At 57.9% G+C, this 20,865-nt stretch carries 17 protein-coding genes, 1 other RNA gene and 1 pseudogene; 9 read left to right on the top strand and 10 right to left on the bottom strand.

Translation table 11 applies throughout. The features are described 5' to 3' along the window. Window positions 1-181: 181 nt before the first annotated feature. The 3 genes and pseudogenes from rimK to dapB all read right to left on the bottom strand — a co-directional run bounded on the left by rimK (window position 182) and on the right by dapB (window position 2,436). The gene (gene rimK, locus AAFH99_RS15860; protein ID WP_231492013.1) at window positions 182-1,096 is read right to left on the bottom strand and encodes a 30S ribosomal protein S6--L-glutamate ligase; all 915 of its coding nucleotides are present in this window, start codon (window positions 1,094-1,096) and stop codon (window positions 182-184) included. Between the two features lie 84 nt (window positions 1,097-1,180). Continuing rightward, a pseudogene (locus AAFH99_RS15865) lies at window positions 1,181-1,582 on the bottom strand (ATP-dependent zinc protease); the annotation flags it as partial. Window positions 1,583-1,626: 44 nt separating this feature from the next. Then, window positions 1,627-2,436, bottom strand: coding sequence for a 4-hydroxy-tetrahydrodipicolinate reductase (gene dapB / locus AAFH99_RS15870; protein ID WP_043319095.1), 810 nt, complete (start codon window positions 2,434-2,436; stop codon window positions 1,627-1,629). A 250-nt stretch (window positions 2,437-2,686) separates the two neighbouring features. Between dapB and AAFH99_RS15875 the strand changes: the two genes are divergently transcribed. Next, window positions 2,687-3,139, top strand: a complete 453-nt coding sequence (locus AAFH99_RS15875) for a hypothetical protein (protein ID WP_043319097.1) — start codon at window positions 2,687-2,689, stop codon at window positions 3,137-3,139. A gap of 70 nt (window positions 3,140-3,209) precedes the next feature. Here the strand turns inward: AAFH99_RS15875 and AAFH99_RS15880 are convergent, their stop codons facing one another. From AAFH99_RS15880 to grpE, 4 genes are all read right to left on the bottom strand, one after another. Continuing rightward, on the bottom strand, window positions 3,210-5,327 hold the full coding sequence (locus AAFH99_RS15880) for a TonB-dependent receptor family protein (protein ID WP_406828226.1): 2,118 nt from the start codon (window positions 5,325-5,327) through the stop codon (window positions 3,210-3,212). A gap of 774 nt (window positions 5,328-6,101) precedes the next feature. Further along, window positions 6,102-7,226 carry a molecular chaperone DnaJ gene (gene dnaJ, locus AAFH99_RS15885; protein WP_406828227.1) on the bottom strand — a complete coding sequence of 375 codons (1,125 nt, stop codon included), beginning with the start codon at window positions 7,224-7,226 and terminating at the stop codon, window positions 6,102-6,104. Window positions 7,227-7,351: 125 nt separating this feature from the next. Further along, entirely contained in the window at window positions 7,352-9,286 is a 1,935-nt protein-coding gene (gene dnaK / locus AAFH99_RS15890; RefSeq protein WP_043319111.1) for a molecular chaperone DnaK, read from the bottom strand. Between the two features lie 151 nt (window positions 9,287-9,437). Continuing rightward, complete coding sequence (gene grpE / locus AAFH99_RS15895) at window positions 9,438-10,052, bottom strand: nucleotide exchange factor GrpE (protein ID WP_043319112.1); 615 nt, start codon at window positions 10,050-10,052, stop codon at window positions 9,438-9,440. 278 nt (window positions 10,053-10,330) lie between these two features. On the opposite strand from grpE, the gene recN reads away from it, so the two are divergent. Both recN and AAFH99_RS15905 read left to right on the top strand, forming a co-directional pair. Beyond that, complete coding sequence (recN, locus tag AAFH99_RS15900; RefSeq protein ID WP_406828228.1) at window positions 10,331-11,983, top strand: DNA repair protein RecN; 1,653 nt, start codon at window positions 10,331-10,333, stop codon at window positions 11,981-11,983. Window positions 11,984-12,173: 190 nt separating this feature from the next. Next, a complete protein-coding gene (locus AAFH99_RS15905) occupies window positions 12,174-12,767 on the top strand; it encodes a 1-acyl-sn-glycerol-3-phosphate acyltransferase (protein WP_043319114.1) in 594 nt (197 codons plus the stop codon). A gap of 93 nt (window positions 12,768-12,860) precedes the next feature. Here AAFH99_RS15905 and fur read toward each other — a convergent pair whose 3' ends face one another. Next, a complete protein-coding gene (fur, locus tag AAFH99_RS15910) occupies window positions 12,861-13,271 on the bottom strand; it encodes a ferric iron uptake transcriptional regulator (RefSeq protein ID WP_043319117.1) in 411 nt (136 codons plus the stop codon). A 294-nt stretch (window positions 13,272-13,565) separates the two neighbouring features. Here fur and AAFH99_RS15915 point away from each other — a divergent pair, with 294 nt between their 5' ends. Then, window positions 13,566-13,910 carry an outer membrane protein assembly factor BamE gene (locus AAFH99_RS15915; protein ID WP_051687150.1) on the top strand — a complete coding sequence of 115 codons (345 nt, stop codon included), beginning with the start codon at window positions 13,566-13,568 and terminating at the stop codon, window positions 13,908-13,910. A gap of 22 nt (window positions 13,911-13,932) precedes the next feature. On the opposite strand, the gene AAFH99_RS15920 is transcribed toward AAFH99_RS15915, so the two are convergent. Both AAFH99_RS15920 and AAFH99_RS15925 read right to left on the bottom strand, forming a co-directional pair. Beyond that, the gene (locus AAFH99_RS15920) at window positions 13,933-14,262 is read right to left on the bottom strand and encodes an RnfH family protein (protein ID WP_043319121.1); all 330 of its coding nucleotides are present in this window, start codon (window positions 14,260-14,262) and stop codon (window positions 13,933-13,935) included. Beyond that, window positions 14,259-14,717 (bottom strand): type II toxin-antitoxin system RatA family toxin, encoded by a 459-nt coding sequence (locus tag AAFH99_RS15925; RefSeq protein ID WP_043319124.1) that lies wholly within the window; start codon window positions 14,715-14,717, stop codon window positions 14,259-14,261. Before AAFH99_RS15925 ends, AAFH99_RS15920 begins: the two co-directional genes overlap by 4 nt. Window positions 14,718-14,963: 246 nt before the next feature. Here AAFH99_RS15925 and AAFH99_RS15930 point away from each other — a divergent pair, with 246 nt between their 5' ends. The 5 genes from AAFH99_RS15930 to ssrA all read left to right on the top strand — a co-directional run bounded on the left by AAFH99_RS15930 (window position 14,964) and on the right by ssrA (window position 20,698). Beyond that, window positions 14,964-16,382: a sodium-dependent transporter gene (locus AAFH99_RS15930; protein ID WP_043319125.1), complete on the top strand. Its 1,419-nt coding sequence runs from the start codon at window positions 14,964-14,966 to the stop codon at window positions 16,380-16,382. Between the two features lie 41 nt (window positions 16,383-16,423). Then, window positions 16,424-16,903 (top strand): SsrA-binding protein SmpB, encoded by a 480-nt coding sequence (gene smpB, locus AAFH99_RS15935; protein ID WP_043319128.1) that lies wholly within the window; start codon window positions 16,424-16,426, stop codon window positions 16,901-16,903. Window positions 16,904-17,093: 190 nt separating this feature from the next. Further along, entirely contained in the window at window positions 17,094-18,440 is a 1,347-nt protein-coding gene (locus tag AAFH99_RS15940; protein ID WP_043319130.1) for a sodium-dependent transporter, read from the top strand. A 112-nt stretch (window positions 18,441-18,552) separates the two neighbouring features. Further along, the gene (gene rlmD / locus AAFH99_RS15945; protein WP_406828229.1) at window positions 18,553-19,950 is read left to right on the top strand and encodes a 23S rRNA (uracil(1939)-C(5))-methyltransferase RlmD; all 1,398 of its coding nucleotides are present in this window, start codon (window positions 18,553-18,555) and stop codon (window positions 19,948-19,950) included. Between the two features lie 359 nt (window positions 19,951-20,309). Continuing rightward, window positions 20,310-20,698: a transfer-messenger RNA gene (ssrA, locus tag AAFH99_RS15950) on the top strand. Window positions 20,699-20,865: the final 167 nt, after the last annotated feature.

Consider the following 20,865-nt stretch of genomic DNA (forward strand, 5'->3'; position numbering starts at 1 on the left):
TCTTAGGGGAAATTAATTGACTGAGGCTATACATCTCTGGGGTCACCGGCGCGAATGATGGCCCCACCGGTAAATTAGCGGTGAGGCTCCCCAAAGACTAGTCTCGACCAGCCTCCCCCACCACGGGCGGAGCGCAAGCCGGGCGCCAGAAAACGTACACCGCCGGCGCCGGGGCAGTCACTCAGTCTTCTACGTCCCCAACAGGAATCGTCGGGCGCCACTTCAACGCCTTTTCGATCGCCATGATCATGGAGCCCGCCACATCTTTGCGAGTAGCGCTCTCGATCCCCTCAAGGCCCGGTGAGGAGTTCACCTCCAGCAGCAGAGGCCCCTTCTTGGAACGGATGATATCCACACCGGCCACTTTCAGGCCCAGGGTTTTTGCCGCCTTGATAGCCAGTTTGCGCTCTTCCGGCAGAATCTTTACTACCGACGCGGTACCGCCCTGGTGAATATTGGCACGAAACTCGCCCGGTGCCGCTTCCCGCTGGATGGCGGCGAATACCTTGCCATCCACCACAAACAGCCGCAGATCCTTGCCCTGGGCCTCGCGAATAAACTCCTGCACCAGCAAGTTTACTTTCAGCGACTTGAACGCATTGATCACCGACTCTGCCGCCTTGCGGGTCTCCGCCAGCACCACACCGCGCCCCTGGGTGCCTTCGAGCAGCTTTACGATCAGCGGTGCGCCGCCGACCATTTCAATCAGCTCATTGGTGTCCATCGGTGAGTTGGCGAAACCGGAAATCGGAATATTCAAACCGCCTTCCTGCAGCAATTGCAGGGAATAGAGCTTGTCCCGGGACTGACTGATGGCCTGAGAACCGTTTAGCGCGTAAACACCGATACTTTCAAAGTGACGGGTCAGGGCGCAGCCGTAAAACGTCTGGCTCGGGCGAATACGCGGGATGACCGCATCCAGATTGTTGAGAATCCGGCCGTCCCGGTAGTGCACTTCTGGCTCAGCGGAATCCAACTTCATGTAACACTGGCGAATATTCAGGAAGGTCATGCGGTGGCCGCGCTCGGCGCCGGCTTCCATAATCCGCTGATTACTGTACAGATCCGGGTTCGACGCCAGAACACCGATACGCAGGCCGGTACCCGCTATATGGTGCTCATCGTGGTAATACTCTTCAATCTGACTGGGAGGGATCTCGCCCAGGCAAAAGCTCTCCGAGGGGTCCACCAGCATCCGCCCCATCATTGCCTCACGACCAAGCAGCATGCGGTAACCCATGGAATCGCGATTGGTCAGGGTCAGCTCGATGTCCCATACACTGCCGCCAATGCTGATACTGGTTTTGATAACCAGGCGCTTCTCGGCGTCTCCGGAAGAGCTGCGTATGGTTCTGCGGTCCAGCACGCGCGCTTCGCAGCGTACTCGCGGGCGACGCAGGTTCTGCAGCGGGTGTGCTTCAAAGCTCACCCACGGCTCACCGCCCCGATTGAATTGCTGGATGTTGTAGGCGTGCAAACAGGAGGTCTTGGCTCCGGAGTCCACCCGAGCCTTGATCGCGGGAATTCCCAGACTCGGAAAGGCACACCACTCCTCACTGCCGACAATGATCTTTTTATCCAAGTGTCGCTCCTTAAAAGCGTGTAGTGACGCAACCGGACGTCGCGTTATTTCAACCCCAGTACATCGCGCATATCGTATTGGCCGGCAGCGCGGCCGGTTAACCAGGCCGCGGCGCGCACGGCACCGCGGGCAAATGCCAGGCGGCTGCTGGCCTTATGGGTAATTTCGATACGTTCGCCGTCAGCGAGAAAAGACACCGTGTGCTCCCCCACCACATCGCCCCCGCGCACAGTGGCAAAACCGATGGTTTCCCGCTCGCGGGCACCGGTCTGGCCCTCGCGGCCATATACCGCAACCTTGGCAAGGTCCCGCCCCAGAGTATCGGCGATCACTTCGCCCATACTGAGCGCGGTACCAGACGGAGCATCCACTTTGTGGCGGTGGTGGGCCTCGACGATTTCAATATCCACGTCATCGCCCAGCACCCGCGCTGCGGTTTCCAGTAAGTTAAAGCACAGATTCACACCGGTTGAAAAATTGGTCGCGAAACACAGCGGGGTTTTATCCCCGGCGCTCAGCATCTGCGCGCGCTCCTCCGCGGTAAACCCGGTGGTGCCAATCACGATAGCCTTGCCGTGCTCGGCACAGTAGGCCGCATTGGCGAGAGTGGCCTGCGGCGAGGTGAAGTCGATCAGCACATCGAACTCGGCTTTTTCCAGGCTGTCCACAATGGCCAGACCATTGCGGCCGAGCCCCGCCACTTCCCCGGCATCCGCCCCGCCCAGACTCGACCCCGGGCGCACAATGGCACCGCTCAGCCGGGCCTTGCCTTCCTGCTCTGCATAGGACACCGCTTCCGCCAGTACCCGGCCCATACGGCCACCAAACCCTGTAATCGCAATGTTTACTGACATAACTCCCTGACTCTCCTGCTTTACCGAGGTTTATCGGTCACCCAATCGACCCTGTCTGGTCCCGCGGGCGAAAGCGGCGGATTCTACCCCGGTTTTCCAGCACACCCTACCAAAATGCGAGCCCACCCTACACGGCCCCGATGTACCAACACCCCAGCAAACCTACCAGACAAATGACTCGAGAGTTCACCTTGTGACACAAGATTCCTCCACTAGACTTTGAGTAGCCCGAATGAATGGAGCGCCTCCGATGTTTAGTGACTCGCAAAACTCTCTCTGGTCCAACCTGTCCGCCGCCATCCTGGCGATCCTCCTCTCCAGTATCCTGTCCTTTCCAAGCCACGCGTCCGACGAAAAGCTGGGCTCGATGGACGACTTCTGGGAAAAGTACGATGACATCGCTGACTGGATGACCATCCGCTTGAAACTAACGCCCGAACAGGAGGATAAGTTACTGCCACTCATGGAAAAAAACTTCGAACTGAAGATGGCGGTGCTTAAAGAATATGGAATCGAGCCTGGAAAAGAGATACCAGAACTCACCCGGGAGCAAAAAGAAGAGCTGGATGCCAAGCTGATTGCAATCCGCGCGGCCACCAGAGTCGAGGCAATTACTGTACTCAACGAACAACAGCTTAAAGAACTCAAGGCCGTTCAACGGGAGTATCATGAAGACTTCAGAAGCCAGTTGGCGGAGAATTGATTAGCGCTGATGTGGAACGCCCCCTCACCGCCAAATGCGGACGAGAGGGGCACCGAAAAATGCGGGGCGATCAGAAAAGGTACTTGATCTCGGCACTGAGTGAACGCGCCGGCGCCGGGTAACGACCGGAAGGACTGACATCAATACCTCGGAAGTAATACTCATCGTTCAATAGATTGTTCACCGAGAGACCGGTATACAATTCCGAGCCATTCCCCTGGGTAAACACCTTGCTCACCTGCAAATTCCACACAGTGTAGGCCGGAAGCTTTCCGGTAATACCCGAGGCCGACTCCTCTTCCGTGTTGGCCTGATCACTGTAGGCACTGCTGAAATAGAAACCAGACAGAGTGAGGTCGATACCGGCCATGGCGTAGCTCGCATCCCAGCTCAGTTGATGTTCAGAAGCGTAGGGCAATTCCTTGCCGATATTGGCGCCCTCGCGCTGCTCACTATCGAGATAGTTGTAGGCCACATGCAACTGCAATGCCGGCAGGCTACTGGGGGAAATCGCACCTTCAAGCTCCAAGCCCTGGTGACGAGTCTCACCCACATTGTCGAAGCTCTGCTCGCTGCTGTTGTAGAGCAGCTGATCGGTAAAATCGATACGATAGAGTGAGGCACTCACACTCGCACTTTCCGCCGGCTCGAATCGTATTCCCGCCTCATAATTCCACGCCAGCTCCGCCCCCTCGTCGCCAGTGCCGCGGATGACGGCGATTTGTGGCGCGCGCAAAGAGCGCTGGGTATTGGCGTAGAGGAAGAGCTTGTCGCTGGCCTCAAAGCCCACACTGATACCCGGCAGTAGCTCCGTGATGCGGTTATCCGTGGCAGAGTCATTACCCACATCGGTGAAATCCATGTCGACGTTTTCGTAGCGCAGCCCCGGTGTAACGCTCAGGCGCTTACCCAGCAGGCGAATCTCGTCACTGACAAAGGCGGCAATCGCACTGGTTTCCAGCAACCAGTCCCGCGGAGTCGCGGTAACCCCGGTATCGATCACTGTCTGGACCAGCTTGTAATCTACCTCTTCTTTGACCAGGCGCGAACCGAAAGTCAGGGTATGTGAAACATCGCCAGCGAACTGGAGGCTCACCCGCGGCTCAGTGCCCCATACTTCAAACTCGCGGGGTGAACTGCGCAGCAGGGTAGCGGGCGCTGCCGGGTCCGCCCAGTGATTGGCACTGGGATCGGTGCTGAAATCCCACTGAAAATTACGCGTTGAGTTGTGCGCAAACGTCATCCACTCAAAGGTGCCCGCATCGGCGAAGCCCAGCTCACCCAGCTGCTGCTTGTAGTGCGCGCTAAAGCGGGTGGTATCCCCCTGGAATTCATCGTTGGGCCGCAGCGACTGCTCCCGATTTTTGGCATAAGCCTCCGCAGTCAATGCACCCGGCATTTCGGTATCGGCGTCGTAGCGCTGCAGTGTCAGATCCAATTGCTTGCCAGCATCGATATTCCAGCGACTTTTTACCAGCCAGTTCTCGACACTGGTATCCGAATGATCGCGAAAGGAATCACCAGCGATCAGATTACCTTCGAGCTGAATGGCAAACTGGTCGTTTAGCGCACCACCGGTACGGGCATAGGTATCGGTCAGCATATTGCCACCAGAAAAAATGGTGAGCTTCTCCTGCAAACTGGTTTCCCACTGCTGCGGAATCGGCTTGGTAACCAGGTTGATTACACCACCGACGTTATTGGGACCGTATTGCACCGCCGCACCACCGCGCACAATATCAATACGATCGAGGCTTTTCAGGGCAGCGGGAAACAGTGATTGACCGGTGTGGCCATAGGGAGCCAGTGTCAGTGGAATCCCATCAACCAGAAATTGGGTATAACCGGAGCGACTGGCGTTGAGGCCGCGCACGGCTACATTGGGTAAAACACCGGTGCCGCTTTCATCCTGGATCTTGACACCCGGCACCCGCTGCAGGCCATCATCAATGGACAGGGTGGCCATTTTCTGCAGCTGCTCCGCAGTCAGCAGACTGCGATTACCGGGATAAGTCAGCACCTCTTCCGACAGCGAATTGCCCAACACATTACCGGTAACCTGAACCTCTTCCAGCTCTACCTGCTTCTTATCGCCATCAGCAGCTTGTGCGCTAACAACTCCGATAACAGAAGCAAAGATGGCGACACTCAACAATGAGCGCGAAAAAAAATTCAACGTGGTGTGCATTGGATTGTCCTTAGACTATATCAGGGGTATCAATAACTTAACGCGTCGCGCACTGAGGTTTAGAACTGTCGAAATAACACCAGAAAATGCTCGGTATCGAAAACAATCAAGCCACAACCTCCAGCGCCGACTATTTCGCAAATCCAGTATTGAGGGCTTAGTATTTAAAATGCAGGTACGTCCTGCTAACGAAGTGCTTTCCCCGGTCGGACTTTTTATTGCAGGAGTGGGACTCAATTCCCTGCGTTACACTTTAACTTTATTGATTGTGGCAAAGGACTTACCGCTATCTGCCAGTGATCCAGACTAGTAAACCAAACAGCAAACTGCATCCGACAACAACAGCCTGGATGCAGCCTCGAAACAATTACATTGAATGATAACCATTTACATTCGAATACTCAAGAAGGCTTTCTCATCACACTCATTCACAGCTGGCTGTAGCAACAGGCTGATACAGAAGGAAGAGGTAATCTGAATCCCATGGAAACACAGCGGAATAAATTCAGCAGAGAGAAAAGTTCACCAGGTAGAACCAAACAATGAAATCATTTCGATAGAGGAAGATTCCCGGCGGACTGACGGAACGGACAACCGGATCAACGTCAAGACGCCCAAAGTACGCGTAGAGCTTGCGATTTCATTGCCGCAGCCCGTGACGATTACATGATGAAGTACTGGAAAGGTTTCCTTCCCGGCATTGCGAAATAAAGCCGCAGCGCACAGTTGCCCCATAAAAAAACCCGGCAGTGTCGCCGGGTTTTTCAACTTTCTTTACAGCTTCATATCCCCAAAGAAATTCTTAACCCCTTCAAACCAGCCAGTCTGGCGGGGTGAATTTTTCTTTTCACTCAGGGTATCAGCAAACTCTTCCAGCAGCTCTTTCTGCTTGGCAGACAGGTTCACCGGCGTTTCCACTACCACACGGCATAGCAGGTCGCCCGGCGCGCCGCCGCGCACCGGGGTGACACCCTTGCCGCGCAGGCGGAACAGTTTGCCGGTCTGGCTCTCTGCCGGAATCTTCAGTTTGACCTTGCCATCCAGGGTCGGCACTTCCATCTCGCCACCGAGGGCAGCGGTGGCAAAGCTGATGGGTACTTCGCAATACAGGTTTTTGCCATCGCGCTGGAACAGCTCGTGCTCGCGCACCATGACCTGCACATACAGGTCACCGGCCGGGCCGCCATCGGGACCGGCTTCACCTTCGCCGGCAAGGCGGATGCGATCACCGGTATCCACACCCGGCGGCACCTTGACCGACAGGGTTTTGGTTTCTTCCACGCGACCGCGACCGTGACAGCTGCCACAGGGATCGGTGATTACGGTACCGCGTCCGCGACAGTTGGGGCAGGTCTGCTGGACAGAGAAAAAGCCCTGCTGCATACGCACCTGACCGGCACCACCACAGGTGCCGCAGGTCTGGGGTTTGGAACCGGCCTTGGCACCGGAGCCATGACAGGTGCCACAGTTGGCCAGGGTCGGCACCTTGATCTTGACGGTGGTTCCGCGCACCGCGTCTTCCAGATCCAGGTCCAGGTCGTAGCGCAGGTCGGAACCGCGCGCCGGTCCGCGGCGGCCGCCACCGGCACCACCACCAAAGATATCGCCAAACACGTCGCCGAAGATATCGGAGAAGCCACCGAAGCCGCCGGCACCGGCGCCGCCCGCCTGGCCGTCAACGCCGGCATGGCCGAACTGATCGTAGGCCGCTTTCTTTTGCGGATCGGAAAGCACTTCGTAGGCCTCGTTGGCCTCTTTGAATTTGTTTTCCGCCTCTTTGTCGTCGGGGTTGCGGTCCGGGTGATATTTCATCGCCACCCGGCGGTAAGCTTTTTTCAGCTCCTTTTCGTCCGCGCCTTTGCTGACGCCAAGGACTTCGTAGTAATCGCGTTTGGACATAGCTCTGTGTGTTCTTCTTAAAACTGCAGAAGGCGCGAAAGCTCAAGCTAGCCCCCGCGCCTTTTTTACAACCCGCCCGGAGCCAGCTCCGCGCGGGTTAGGACAAGTCGTTGACTCGTGAAGAGTTACTTGTCTTCTTTCTTGTCGTCTTTGACTTCTTCGAACTCAGCGTCCACTGCATCATCACCGCCAGAAGACTGAGCCTGCTCGGCCTGTTCTGCGGCGGCTTCGCCGGCTTGCGCCTGCTCTGCGTACATCTTCTGGGCAACCGGGCCGGAGGCTTCGGTCAGCTTGGTGGTAGCCGCTTCCATGGCCGCCTTGTCGTTGCCTTTCACCGCTTCCTCGGCTTCTGCAAGCGCAGCGTCGATGGCCGCCTTTTCTTCCGCAGTCGCCTTGTCACCGGCTTCTTCCAGAGTTTTCTTGGTGGCAGAGATCAGGCCGTCGAGAGTGTTGCGGGTGGTCACCAGCTCCTCGAACTGCTTGTCCGCTTCGGCGTTGGCCTCGGCGTCCTGCACCATTTTTTCGATCTCCTCATCGGACAGGCCGGAAGAGGCCTTGATCACGATGGACTGTTCTTTGCCGGTGGCCTTGTCTTTGGCGTGCACGTGCAGGATGCCGTTGGCATCGATGTCGAAGGTCACTTCGATCTGCGGCATGCCGCGCGGTGCCGGCGGGATATCGGCCAGGTCGAAACGACCCAGGGACTTGTTCTGCGCCGCCTGCTTGCGCTCACCCTGCACCACATGAATGGTCACGGCAGTCTGGTTGTCGTCAGCGGTGGAGAACACCTGGGACTTTTTGGTCGGGATGGTGGTGTTCTTGTCGATCAGCGGAGTCGCCACGCCACCCATGGTTTCGATACCCAGGGTCAGCGGAGTTACGTCCAGCAGCAGTACGTCTTTCACGTCACCGCCCAGCACCGCGCCCTGAATCGCTGCACCAACGGCAACGGCTTCATCCGGGTTCACGTCTTTGCGCGGCTCTTTGCCGAAGAATTCGGTGACCTTGGACTGTACCAGCGGCATGCGGGTCTGACCGCCCACCAGGATCACTTCATCGATGCCAGAGGCAGACAGGTCGGCGTCGGCCAGGGCAGTTTTTACCGGCTCCAGGGAACGGGTAACCAGGTCTTCTACCAGGCTTTCCAGCTTGGCGCGGGTCAGTTTTACAACCAGGTGCTTGGGACCGGTGGCATCTGCGGTGATGTACGGCAGGTTCACTTCGGTCTGCTGGCTGGACGACAGCTCGATCTTGGCTTTTTCAGCGGCTTCTTTCAGGCGCTGCATGGCCAGTGGGTCGCCTTTCAGGTCGATGCCCTGCTCTTTCTTGAACTGCTCTGCCAGGTAGTCGATCAGGCGCAGGTCGAAGTCTTCACCACCGAGGAAGGTGTCACCATTGGTGGACAGTACTTCAAACTGCTTCTCGCCATCGACGTCGGCGATTTCAATGATGGAGATATCGAAGGTACCACCACCCAGGTCGTAAACCGCGATGGTGCGGTCACCGCCGGCTTTGTCCATGCCGTAGGCCAGCGCAGCCGCAGTCGGCTCGTTAATGATGCGCTTCACGTCCAGACCGGCAATGCGGCCGGCGTCTTTGGTAGCCTGGCGCTGGGAGTCGTTGAAGTAGGCCGGTACGGTGATTACCGCCGCGTCTACTTTCTCACCGAGGAAGTCTTCCGCGGTTTTCTTCATTTTCTTCAGCACTTCGGCAGAGATCTGCGGCGGTGCTTTCTTGTCGCCCTTCACTTCTACCCAGGCGTCGCCGTTCTCGGCTTCAACGATGGAGTAAGGCACCATTTTGATGTCTTTCTGCACAACGTCGTCTTTGAACTTGCGACCGATCAGACGCTTGACGGCGTACAGGGTATTATTGGGGTTGGTGACGGACTGGCGCTTGGCGGACTGGCCAACCAGCACTTCGTTGTCGTCGGTGAACGCAACGATGGATGGGGTGGTGCGGTCGCCTTCCGCGTTCTCGATAACGCGGGCCTTGTCGCCGTCGAGTACCGCCACACAGCTGTTGGTGGTACCCAGGTCGATGCCGATGATTTTACCCATGTTCTAATTCCTCACTTTGCTGCGCGCGCCGCTGCTCTGTTCTGTGTGGCCGGGTGCTGCGCGGTTTAATTCGGTTGCCTGCTTATATTGGTGCCGCCGTTCACATTTCAAGGGCGCCGCCGCAGGGTTTCTGGTGAAAAAGCGAAAGGCCTTATGGCGCTTTGCTGACAACCACCATGGCCGGACGCACCAGGCGGCCGTTCAGGCGGTAGCCTTTCTGGAAGCAGTCCAGAACAGTGTTTGGCTCCACATCCGGGTTGGGCACCTGGGTCATGGCCTGGTGCAGCTCGGGGTCGAAGGGCTCACCCGCCGGGTCGATCACTTCCACGCCGGACTTGGTCAGGGTGTCGATAAAAGACTTTTGGGTCAGCTCAATGCCTTCCGCAACCGCCTTTTGCGCCTCATCATCGCTATTGATAGAGGAGAGTGCGCGCTCCAGGTTATCCACAACCGGCAGCAGCTCCTTGATCAACTTTTCCACGCCGAACTTGTGGGCCTTTTCCACATCCTGCTGGGCGCGACGGCGGGCGTTCTGTACCTCCGCCTGGGCGCGCAGCACCATGTCTTTATGGTCCGCCAGCTGTTGTTGCAGGGAGGCGATTTCTTCCTCCAGTGCACTTTCTTCACCGGTGTCACCGGCCAGTTCTTCCGCCAGCGCTTCTTCTGCGGCTTGCTGCTCTTCAGCGCTCGGGGTTTCCACCTCGGCGGCCTGCTCCACCTGATCGCCAGTCTCGATCTGTTCTTCTTCGCTGCGCTCTTTGGCCACTGCTTTCTCCGTCTGTGTCCGTCGGACTACTGCCAATTGGTCAAAATGGATATACACCGTCAGCGACACCGCCACCGGTGAGGTGGCTATATGGGGGCATCAGCAGCCACTTCAAGTGATCGTCCCATACCGAGTGATGCTGGGAGGATAATGTGGCACCCGCCCCGTGACTAAGTTGATTACCTCTCAATTAGCCCGCGGGGAGATTGAAACCCCCTCGATAAATACTGTATAAACAACCACTACTTATCCAATCTACCAACGGCGATCACATTTCCATGTTGCTGCATCTGTCTATCAGTCAGTTCACCCTCGTCGACCAGCTGGAGCTGGAGTTTGGTCCGGGCACCAGCACCCTCACTGGGGAGACCGGCGCGGGCAAGTCCATCACCCTCGATGCCCTTGGCCTCGCCCTGGGGGACCGCGGCAACGGTGAGCTGGTCCGAGCCGGCGCCAAACGGGCAGACATCCACGCCACTTTCGATATCAGCGCATATGAGGATGCCCGCAGCTGGCTGGAAGAGCAGGAAATGGACGCCGGGCGCGAAGTGATCCTGCGCCGCACCATCAGTGCCGACGGTCGCTCCCGCGCCTATATCAATGGCCAGCCGGTGACCCTGATGCAGCTGCGCACTCTCGGTGAACAGCTGATCGATATCCACAGCCAGCACGAGCACCAGTCACTACTGAAGAAAGACACTCATCGCCGCCTGCTGGACGAATACGCCCACGCCGAGGCGCAGAGCGCCGAAGTGCGCATTCACTACAAAACCTGGCAGGACCAGTACCGTCGCTACCGCAAGCTGGCCGACAGCGCCGAGGAAACCCAGGCCCGCCGGGACCTGCTGGAATATCAGCTGCAGGAGCTGGAACAACTGGACCTGAAACCGCACGAGCTGGAAGAGCTGGAGAGCGAGCAGCGCCAGCTGGCCAACGCCGGTGACATTCTGAACGGCAGCTACCAGTTGGCCGCCCTGCTGAACGGCGGCGAAGGCGATATCGCCGAACAGCTCCACCGCGCCCTGCAACTGGTCAGTGCCATGCCGGAACAGAGCCCGGCACTGGCGGAAGTGGCGCAGATGCTCGACAGCGCGCGTATCCAGATCGACGAGGCCGGCAGCACCCTGTCGCGGCATATCGATCGCTTTGAAATGGACCCGGAACGACTGGCAGAAGTGGAAGAACGTCTGTCCGCGATCTATTCCATCGCCCGTAAACACCGCGTCCAGCCGGATCAGCTGCCGGAACTGCAACAGCAGTGGCAGCAGGAGCTGGAAGAAATCGGCGCGCCGGACGCCCTCGACAAACTCGCTGGGGAGTGCGAGCGCCTGGAGCAGGATTTCCGCAAGGCCGCCGGCAAGCTCAGCAAACTGCGCACCGCCGCTGCGAAAAAGCTGGCGGATGCGGTAAACAGCCAGCTGGCGGATCTGGCCATGCCCCACGCGCGGGTAGAACTGGCACTCACCGCACTGGAGAAGCCCAGCGCTACCGGCCTGGAAGAAGTGGAAATCCTGATCGCCACCAACCCCGGCCAACCGCCGCGGGCGCTGGGCAAGATCGCCTCCGGCGGCGAGCTGTCCCGGGTCAGCCTGGCGATTCAAGTGGTTACTGCACAGACCTCCCGCACCCCTACCCTGGTGTTCGACGAGGTAGACGTAGGCATCGGTGGTGCCACCGGCGATGTAGTGGGCAAGTTGTTGCGCCAACTGGGAGAACGGGGCCAGGTGATTTGTGTTACCCACCTGGCACAGGTGGCCGCCCGCGCACACCGGCAGTATCTGGTGGAGAAACACAGCGATGGAGAAGCCGCGTTCGTCGCCCTGCGGGAACTGAAGAATGGCGAACGCAGCGCGGAAGTGGCACGTATGCTGGGCGGTGAAGCCACCGCACAGTCCCTCGCTCACGCCGAAGAGATGCTGGCGCGGGCCTGATCCGCACAACAGAACCCGCACCGCATTAGTAGGCCATCAGCCAGCAATCCGTCTGGCCGGTCACAACTAACCCGGCTGCGGGACCGAAATTGACCGAAAGTGGCGGCAGATTCACTTTATACTGCCCGGCCCGCAACCAAGCCCCACCGGGGATACAACTACACTGACGGGCAAAGAACTCGGTCTCAGCATGCAAACCACCATATTCAACACCCCTATTCTCACCCCCTGTCTGCGGCTACTGGCGCGCCTGCTGCTCCGGCTGCACGGCTGGAAGGTCGTCGCTGACGAGCGCGCACTGAAACTGAAAAAATACGTGATGCTGGCCGCTCCCCACACTTCCAACTGGGACGGCTACTTCTTTATCCTTGCGGCGCTGAAGCTGAAGGTAAATCCACAGTGGATGGGCAAAGACAAGCTATTTCCGTTTCCTCTGGGTGGCGTCATGCGCTGGTTTGGCGGTATTGCGGTGGATCGCAGCAAAGCCAACAATCTGGTGGAGGCCACCATCAACCAGTATAAGGCGCGCGACCAACTGGTGATCGCGGTGCCGCCGGAGGGCACCCGCGGCAAAGCCGAGCGCTGGAAAACCGGCTTCTACCATATCGCCCGCGGCGCCGCGGTGCCCGTGGTGTGTGGCTTTATCGATTTCGCACGCAAGGAGGCCGGACTGGGACCGGTCATGGAGATGGGGGAAAACCTGGCCCGGGAGCTGGCACGCTTTGGCGAGTTCTATGGGACCAAAGTGGGTAAATATCCCGGAGACTACACCCCCCCGGTGTAGCGAGCGGGTGCTCGCGGGCATTACAGAACAGGTATTAAAAAAGGGAGCGATCTGCTCCCTTTTTTAGTGCCGCAAAGAATCAACTGAGCCTGATCAGCTCTCTTTCTTCTTCACGTACAGGACCAGGCTGTGGCCGGTCAGCTCGTAGCCGTGCTCTTCAGCGATCTGGTGCTGCAGCTCTTCGATCTGCTCATTGTGAAACTCGATCACCTTGCCGGAATCGGTGCATACCATATGGTCGTGGTGGTCGCCGCGGTCCAGCTCGAATACCGAGTGACCGCCATCGAAGTTATGACGCATAACCAGGCCGGCGCTCTCAAACTGGGTCAGAACCCGGTAAACAGTCGCCAGGCCAACATCCTCACCGGCTTCCAGCAGCATTTTGTACACATCCTCAGCGCTGAGATGCTGTTCGCTGGCGCCCTCAAGCAGCTGCAGAATTTTTACGCGCGGCAGGGTGACCTTGAGGCCAGCCTTACGCAGTTCCTGATTTTCGTTCGACATGGGTATTCAGATTCCGGATGTGTTTTCTCTATCGGTGTTTCGCCTGTTGGCAGGCGAATAGTTCGGGTATTATCCACGCCCAGTGTGGGCAGCGAAACCCCAACTGCCGAAATCGCCAATGTGCCGCGGGCACTCCCGGTGAGGAATCTTCCGCTCCTCGGGGAACTTATTCCCCCAAATGGCGACTATTCTGTGTTGAGGCTGGGCGCTGGACGCCCGGGCCACCTGCTCCCCACCAGATCCCCGCGATCATGGGGGCACGACGGAACCATAAAAATCCAGATGGAGCATTCAATGCCATCAGTTGTACGTATTCTGCTGATCGCCGGGCTGGTTAGCCTGGTTACCGGTTGCAGCCTGTTCAAATTCCCCGGGGTGCACCGCATTCAGGTTCAGCAGGGCAATATCATTACCCAGGAAATGGTCGACAAGCTGCAGCCAGGTATGACCCGCCGCCAAGTGCGCTTTGTGCTGGGCACCCCGCTGGTTGAAGACACCTTCAACCCCAACCGCTGGGATTACATCAACCGTGTGCGCAGCCCCAAAGGGGAAGAAACCCAACAGCGTTTCACCGTTTACTTCAATGGCGACCAATTGATCGAGACCAGCGGCGACTGGCAGCCGTCTAACTGGCCCTGATTTTTACGTCGCGAAGGCGCTGTCAGCCGCCTTCCGCCTGACGCTTCGCCTTAGCCGCCCGCTGCTTGCGCGCCTCCTTGGGGTCAGCAATCAGCGGCCGGTATACCTCCACCCGATCCCCCGGCTGCAGCACATATTCCGACGCCACTGCCAGCCCCTTGGTACCGAGCGCCTGGCCAAATATCCCGAGTTTCGCAGTTGCCGGATCCACTTCCGGGTATTCCCGTGGTATGCCTGAGAGCTCCAGGGCCTGCAGCGCCGTTGTGCCCGGCTCTACCAGCAGACTCATCAGCCGCTGCTCATGGGGCAGCGCATAAACCACCTCTACCGCGATGGTTTTCTGTTTGCTCATCCGTTCCCTCCATCCAATCCGTTCTGTTCATAGACCTGCTTCGCCCGCTCGCACATGGCATCCACCATCTGGTTGGCAATTCCGCTAAACAGCTTGCCGACCGCGGCACCCAACAGGCGGTTTTCCACGCTGAACGACAAGGTAAAAGCCACCTTGCAGGCATTCTCGGCCAGGGGCGTAAACGTCCAGCAGCCATTGAAACTGCTGAAGGGACCGTCCACCAGCACCAACTCCATCCTTTCCGGCCGCTGTAACCGGTTGCGCGTGGTAAAGCTCTGGCTGATTCCCGCCCGGGAAAGATCCAGCCGCGCCTCCAGGGTTTCCTCGTCCCGGTGCAGCACTTCCGCCCCCCGGCAACCGGGTAAAAACTGCGGGTAACTGGCCACATCATTGACCAGGTCAAACATCTGTTCCGCACTGAACATCACCAGCGCGCTGCGCTCAATTTTCGTCATCGATTAAATTTTATTCATCACTTATGGATTGCCCCACGGAGGCGGAATTCTTGCCTATCCTGTGTGGCACGGGGCAATTTTCGCTCACGACGCTACTCAAGGCGGATAAATCCTGCAACAATCGGTTTTTATCCGCCCGGGTGTTCCGGGCCCGAAACTGTTAGATAGTTCGGTCACCACCTCCACAACCGGCGGCCAGGGCCGCAATCATTCAGACGACAAGAATAAAAGGCAAGCGAGAAACCCATGTCTGCAGCTCGAGAACATTTTGGATCCCGCATTGGATTTATCCTGGCCGCCGCAGGCTCTGCGGTAGGCATTGGCAACCTGGTGGCCTTCCCGGTAGCCGCAACCAAAAGCGGGGGCGGCGCTTTTCTGCTGGTATATGCCCTGTTCGTCTTTCTGATCTGCCTGCCGGTGATGATGGCGGAGCTGGCACTTGGCCGCAAAACCGATAAAGATCCGGTAGGCGCCTACCGACAGCTCTCCGGCGGGTCCAGACTCTGGCATATTCCCGGCTGGCTGGCACTCATAACCCCGTTTATGATCGCCGTATTCTATATGGTGGTCACCGTATGGGTCCTGGGCTATCTGGTAGAAATCTTCAAAGGCAATCTGACCAGTCTTACCACCGAAGCCTACTTCGGCGCCTTCATCAATTCCAAAACTGTATTCTTCTATCTCATCGCGCTGATGCTGATCATCAATGGCGTACTCTCCATGGGCGTGAAAGACGGTATCGAGCGCGCAGCAAAGACCCTGATGCCGCTGCTGTTTGTGATGCTGCTGGTACTGGTACTGTTTGTACTGACCCGGGAAAACGCCATGATCGGGGTGAAATACTACCTGATCCCCGATTTCTCGAAGCTCAGCGGCGAAGTCATCAGCAAGGCAATGGCTCAGGCATTCTTCTCACTGTCGCTGGGAATGGGCATCATGATCACCTACGGCTCATATATGAAGAAGCGGGACTCTATTCCCGGTTCCGCCAAGGCGGTAGCCCTCACCGATACCATGGTCGCGTTTACCGCCGGCCTGCTGATTCTGCCGAGCATCTTCCACTTCAACCCACAGATCGACACCGCATCCCTGAGCGATTCCTCTGCCGGGATGATCTTCCTGTTCCTGCCGAAGATTTTCCTCTCACTGCAGGACAGCATTGGCTACACCGGCGCCAGCGTGTTTGCCGCCGCGTTCTTTTTCCTGGTCTTTGTGGCGGCACTCACCTCACTGGTGTCCATTATCGAGGTGCCCATTGCCACCCTGCGCGACGAACGCGGCATGAGTCGCAAAAAAGCCATCTACACCGTGGCGGCGGTACAGTTTGTACTCGCGGTAGGCTGTGCCATGTCGTTTGGCATGGCAGACTGGCTGACCCAGTTCATCAGCCTCGCCGGCAGCGATAAATCCTTCTTCGATCTGGTAGAAATCCTGTTTTACGATACCATCCTGCCCCTGAACGGCCTGCTGGTATGCATCTTCGTGATCTACAAGTGGAAGCGGGCCAATTTTGACCAGGAGCTGCACGAGGGTGACAGCGGCTTTGCCGGCTCCCTGTCGCAGAAATATGTAAACTTCGCCCTCGGGACCTTTATCCCGGCAATCCTGCTGTTGATCTTCATCAACACGGTTGCACTGAAGTTCTTTGACTCCAGCATTCTTTAAAAGACACGACATTCGCCTGAGAAAGGCACACAGAAGTATTCATGGCAAAAAAGAAAAAGGCCCCGTCCTCAAACACCATCGCCCTCAACAAGAAGGCCAAGCACGATTATTTTATCGAGGAAAAGTTTGAGGCGGGCATGGAATTGCAGGGCTGGGAAGTCAAATCCTGCCGCGAGGGCAAGGCTCAGCTCACCGACAGTTATGTGCTGTTCAAAGACGGCCAGGCGTGGCTACTGGGAGCGCGGATCCAGCCGCTGCCCAGCGCCTCCACCCATTTTGTCACCGAGCCGGATCGCACCCGACGCCTGCTGCTGAATAAGCGCGAGATTGCCAAACTGGTCGCCGCAGTGAACCAGAAGGGCTACGCCTGCGTGTGTACCGCCATCTACTGGAAAAAACACCTGATTAAATGCGAGATCGCGCTGGCCAAGGGTAAAGCCTCCCACGACAAGCGCGACACCCTGAAAGAACGGGACTGGAACCGCCAGAAGCAGCGAGTGATGCGCACCGAACACCGCTAATGTATTCGCCTGCCCTGCAGGGCCAATCAGATCGAATAGCGAGCGTCGTTCGCTGATCGGATTGGCGACCGGCCATGAATGGCCGGGCCGGACTGAGCTCCATGGACGGCGGCTTGCGATGAGCCCAAATTCGTCGACAGGCAGGCTCCTACAGAAACTAAAAACAGAAGAATAACGACGAGATTCACCAATGAGTGCACCGCGAGGACAGTTCAGTTCCAATTTCGGCTTTCTGATGGCCGCTGCCGGCTCCGCCGTCGGCCTGGGCAATATCTGGGGGTTTCCCACCAATGTGGCCGCCAATGGCGGCGCCGCCTTTGTAGTGGTCTACCTGCTGCTGGCGTTTATGCTGGCCTATCCGGTACTGATGGCAGAACTCGCCATCGGCCGCCACGCCCGCAGCAATATGGTGAAAGCACTGCGCGGGATCTCCACCGGCCCGGTAAGCCGCGGCGTCGGCACCCTGGCGGGCTTCGGTGGTATCGCGGTTGCCTCCCTGATCCTCAGTTTTTACGCCATTGTCGCCGGCTGGATGGTGGCGCATCTGGCCGACCCATTCGCCACTCTGGTGGGCGCCAGCGACACCGCAAACTGGCTCACCGGCGACAGCGCCACCCGCAACTTCACCTTCACCGCCATCTTCAGCGGTCTCACCATGCTGATTATCGCCAGTGGTGTGGAAAAGGGGATCGAGCGCTGGTCCACCCTGCTGATGCCGGCACTGATCATCCTGTTACTGCTGCTGATCGTCTACGTGCTCACCCAGCCCGGCGCCATGCAGGGCCTGGAAGCCTACCTGATTCCGGACTTCAGCAAGCTGTCGCCGCAACTGCTGCTGTCCGCCATGGGGCAGGCGTTTTTCTCGCTTTCTCTGGGCGTGGGCACCATGCTGATTTACGGCTCCTATCTCAGCAAACAGGAAAGCCTGCCGCGCCTGGGGGCGCTGGTGACCCTGATCGATGTGGGCATCGCGTTCACCGCCGGCCTGTTGATTCTGCCGGCCATGTACGTGGCTCAGGAGGCCGGCACCCAGATCTTTTCCGAGGCGGGCGACCTGATCGCCGGCCCAGGCCTGATTCTGCAGGTACTGCCGGCTCTATTCGATACCATGGGCACCAGTGGCCTGTTTGTGGCCATCGCCTTCTTTGCCCTGATGACAATTGCCTCCCTCACCTCTTCCATTTCCATGCTGGAAGTACCGGTGGCATTTTCCATTGAAAACCTTGGGCTCAAACGCAAGCCCGCCACCCTGATGATGGGCGCGGTTATTTTCGCCATCAGCAGCCTGATCATTTTCAATTTTAACGCGCTGTTTAGCCTGGTGATTTCCATCAGCACCGAATACGGTCAGCCGCTGTTGGGCGTGGCCCTGTGTGTCTTTGCAGGCTGGATCTGGCGCCGCGACCAGCTGCTGGCGGAACTGCAGGAAGGCCACCCGGGTATCGAGAAGACCCTGTTCTGGAAGATCTGGCCCTGGTACGTGCGCATTGTCTGCCCACTGCTGATCCTCGCCGCTTTTGCGCAGACCGTACTGTAACCACTTGTTCTAAACTACCGTCTTAAAGAGACCTTGATGTACCGGCCGGGCTGCCACAAAACAGCCCGGTCTTCTCTCCCTCCAACCTCCCCTAGTTTCCCCATAGTCTTCCATGCCAGCCAGAAAATCACCCTCGTTCGTCCGCAATCGTCCCGCCAACGGCAACAAACGCCCGGCGAAACCGAAACCCGTACAGGGCACTCCGGAACTGCAAATAGAGTGCTTCAGCCACGAGGTGCGCGGTATCGCCCGTCACCAGGGCAAAACCGTGTTTGTGGATAACGCACTACCGGGGGAGAAGGTACGCGCACGCTTTACCGCGCAGCGCGCCAAATTTGATGAGGCCGTGGCGGTAGAAATCCTCGAGCCTTCGCCCCAGCGCCTGTCGCCGCCCTGCCCCCACGCCAAGGTATGCGGCGGCTGTGCACTACAACAGATGGCTCCCGAGGCACAGATCCAGGCTAAACAGCAGGTACTCCTAGAGCAGCTACAGCGCTTTGCCAAGGCCGTTCCGGACCAGGTCATTCCGCCCCTGAGTGGCGCAACCCTGGGTTATCGCCACAAGGCGCGCCTGGGCGTGCGTTTTGTAAAACCCAAGAGCGGAGGCAAGCCCCAGCTGGTGCTCGGGTTCCGGGAAAAGGGCTCCAACGACCTCACCGAGATTGACCTGTGCCTGGTACTGCCGACGTCCGCCTCGGCACTGATCCCGGGATTAAAGGAAACCGTTCTGCAATGCGAAGGTCGCCGGGCAATTTCCCATATCGAAATCGCAGTTGGTGATGGCCATACCGCCCTGGTGATCCGGCACCTGCAACCGCTTTCTACAAGCGACCTGGCTCACTGGCGCGCATTCGCCGAATTCCACGATCTTCACCTGTACCTGCAGGGGGAAGCGGGCGACGACAGCACCCGCAAGGTCTGGCCGGAATCCGGTCCCGATCGCCTGAGTTACGGACTGCCCGCATTCGACCTGAAACTGGATTTTCATCCCCAGGACTTTATCCAGGTCAACTTCGACATCAACCGGCAGATGGTTTCCCACGCCCTCGACCTGCTCGACGTGCAACCGGAGGACCGGGTGCTGGATCTGTTCTGCGGGCTCGGCAATTTCACTCTGCCCCTGGCCACTCGCGCCAAGGAAGTGGTTGCCGTAGAGGGTTTGTTATCACTCACCCAGCGCGGCCGCGAGAACGCCGAGGCGAACGGACTGACCAACATCCAGTTCCAGGCCGCCGACCTCAACGCGGACTTTACCCGCAGCCCCTGGGCGCGCGGCGGCTTCGACCGCATCCTGCTGGACCCACCGCGCAGTGGCGCCCTGGAAGTAGTACGCAACATCCGCCACTTCAACGCCAAAGCCATCCTCTACATCTCCTGCAACCCCGCCACCCTGGCCCGGGACGCCGGGGAACTTCTGCAGGCCGGTTACCGTCTAAGCAAAGCGGGTGTAATGGACATGTTCCCCCACACTACTCACGTGGAGTCCATCGCCCTGTTCGAAAAGGCCTGAACCGACAGTCAAACTTTTTTGAGTCACGTCTATTGTGACAATCCGGCTTCAGGTATAATGATCGATACGCAAACGTGCTTTGGCACTAGGGGAACTCTGAATAAGTCCGCAATGCCTCAGCGTGACCTGAAGGCTGCAACTGTAAGGCGCAGCTCGCAGTGAATGGCTAGCCCTTTACAAGAGCTGCAACGCAGCAGATGCTGTCTTCAGGTCGCGCCCTCCGGGGCTTTCAGAGCGATTCACACTCTGCGTTGTGACTTCTTGAAATGTCTAGACATTCCTGCGAAGCCACGCCTTGATTGTGAGCCGCTCTGAAAGCCTGAGGCATCGCGGACTTAATCAGAGTTCCCCCGAAATTCGGGGATGACTTGGATTCGACGCCGGTAACAAAACCATGGGTGCATGCCGTGATGGTAGCGAATCACGTAAATCAAAAGCTGCATTTTATTAGTTGCCAACGACGACAACTACGGTGCCCAACTGGCTGCGTAAGCAGCCCGTAAAGCACTACTAAGGGTTCGCCCCTTAGCGGCCTTCAGTAAGGTGCCAGTACCGCGCTGATGGCTGTCATACAGAACTGGATCGCCGTGAACCGTGCCTGTCGGGGATCGGTTAAAACTTTTACAGGTTCGCCAATTACGTCCTGCCCATCGGGCTGTATGCGGCTAAATCAATAGATGGATCTAAGCATGTAGAGCCTCTGGCGGAGTGCTGACGGACGCGGGTTCGACTCCCGCCATCTCCACCAAATTAAAAAGGCCCGTTACCGCAAGGTGACGGGCCTTTTTAATTTGGAAGAACTGACGCGAGAGGAACGTAAAGCGCCGGGTTCGATCAGCGGTATCTGTCAACGTAGTTGTCGCGTTTAAGGTATCAGCTCTTTAACAATTTACCGCCTTGTCCGGGTTCAGCATT

The organism is Microbulbifer sp. ARAS458-1 (genome assembly GCF_045348205.1).
Lineage (GTDB): Bacteria > Pseudomonadota > Gammaproteobacteria > Pseudomonadales > Cellvibrionaceae > Microbulbifer.

Bases quoted from the DNA above. Each gene is read 5' to 3' on its own strand.
- recN (WP_406828228.1), top strand. From the start codon at position 10,331: ATGTTGCTGCATCTGTCTATCAGTCAGTTCACCCTCGTCGACCAGCTG.
- AAFH99_RS15915 (WP_051687150.1), top strand. From the start codon at position 13,566: ATGCCATCAGTTGTACGTATTCTGCTGATCGCCGGGCTGGTTAGCCTG.
- dapB (WP_043319095.1), bottom strand. From the start codon at position 2,436: ATGTCAGTAAACATTGCGATTACAGGGTTTGGTGGCCGTATGGGCCGG.
- dnaK (WP_043319111.1), bottom strand. From the start codon at position 9,286: ATGGGTAAAATCATCGGCATCGACCTGGGTACCACCAACAGCTGTGTG.
- AAFH99_RS15875 (WP_043319097.1), top strand. From the start codon at position 2,687: ATGTTTAGTGACTCGCAAAACTCTCTCTGGTCCAACCTGTCCGCCGCC.
- AAFH99_RS15880 (WP_406828226.1), bottom strand. From the start codon at position 5,327: ATGCACACCACGTTGAATTTTTTTTCGCGCTCATTGTTGAGTGTCGCC.
- smpB (WP_043319128.1), top strand. From the start codon at position 16,424: ATGGCAAAAAAGAAAAAGGCCCCGTCCTCAAACACCATCGCCCTCAAC.
- dnaJ (WP_406828227.1), bottom strand. From the start codon at position 7,226: ATGTCCAAACGCGATTACTACGAAGTCCTTGGCGTCAGCAAAGGCGCG.
- fur (WP_043319117.1), bottom strand. From the start codon at position 13,271: ATGTCGAACGAAAATCAGGAACTGCGTAAGGCTGGCCTCAAGGTCACC.
- AAFH99_RS15905 (WP_043319114.1), top strand. From the start codon at position 12,174: ATGCAAACCACCATATTCAACACCCCTATTCTCACCCCCTGTCTGCGG.
- rlmD (WP_406828229.1), top strand. From the start codon at position 18,553: ATGCCAGCCAGAAAATCACCCTCGTTCGTCCGCAATCGTCCCGCCAAC.
- AAFH99_RS15920 (WP_043319121.1), bottom strand. From the start codon at position 14,262: ATGAGCAAACAGAAAACCATCGCGGTAGAGGTGGTTTATGCGCTGCCC.
- AAFH99_RS15940 (WP_043319130.1), top strand. From the start codon at position 17,094: ATGAGTGCACCGCGAGGACAGTTCAGTTCCAATTTCGGCTTTCTGATG.
- AAFH99_RS15930 (WP_043319125.1), top strand. From the start codon at position 14,964: ATGTCTGCAGCTCGAGAACATTTTGGATCCCGCATTGGATTTATCCTG.
- AAFH99_RS15925 (WP_043319124.1), bottom strand. From the start codon at position 14,717: ATGACGAAAATTGAGCGCAGCGCGCTGGTGATGTTCAGTGCGGAACAG.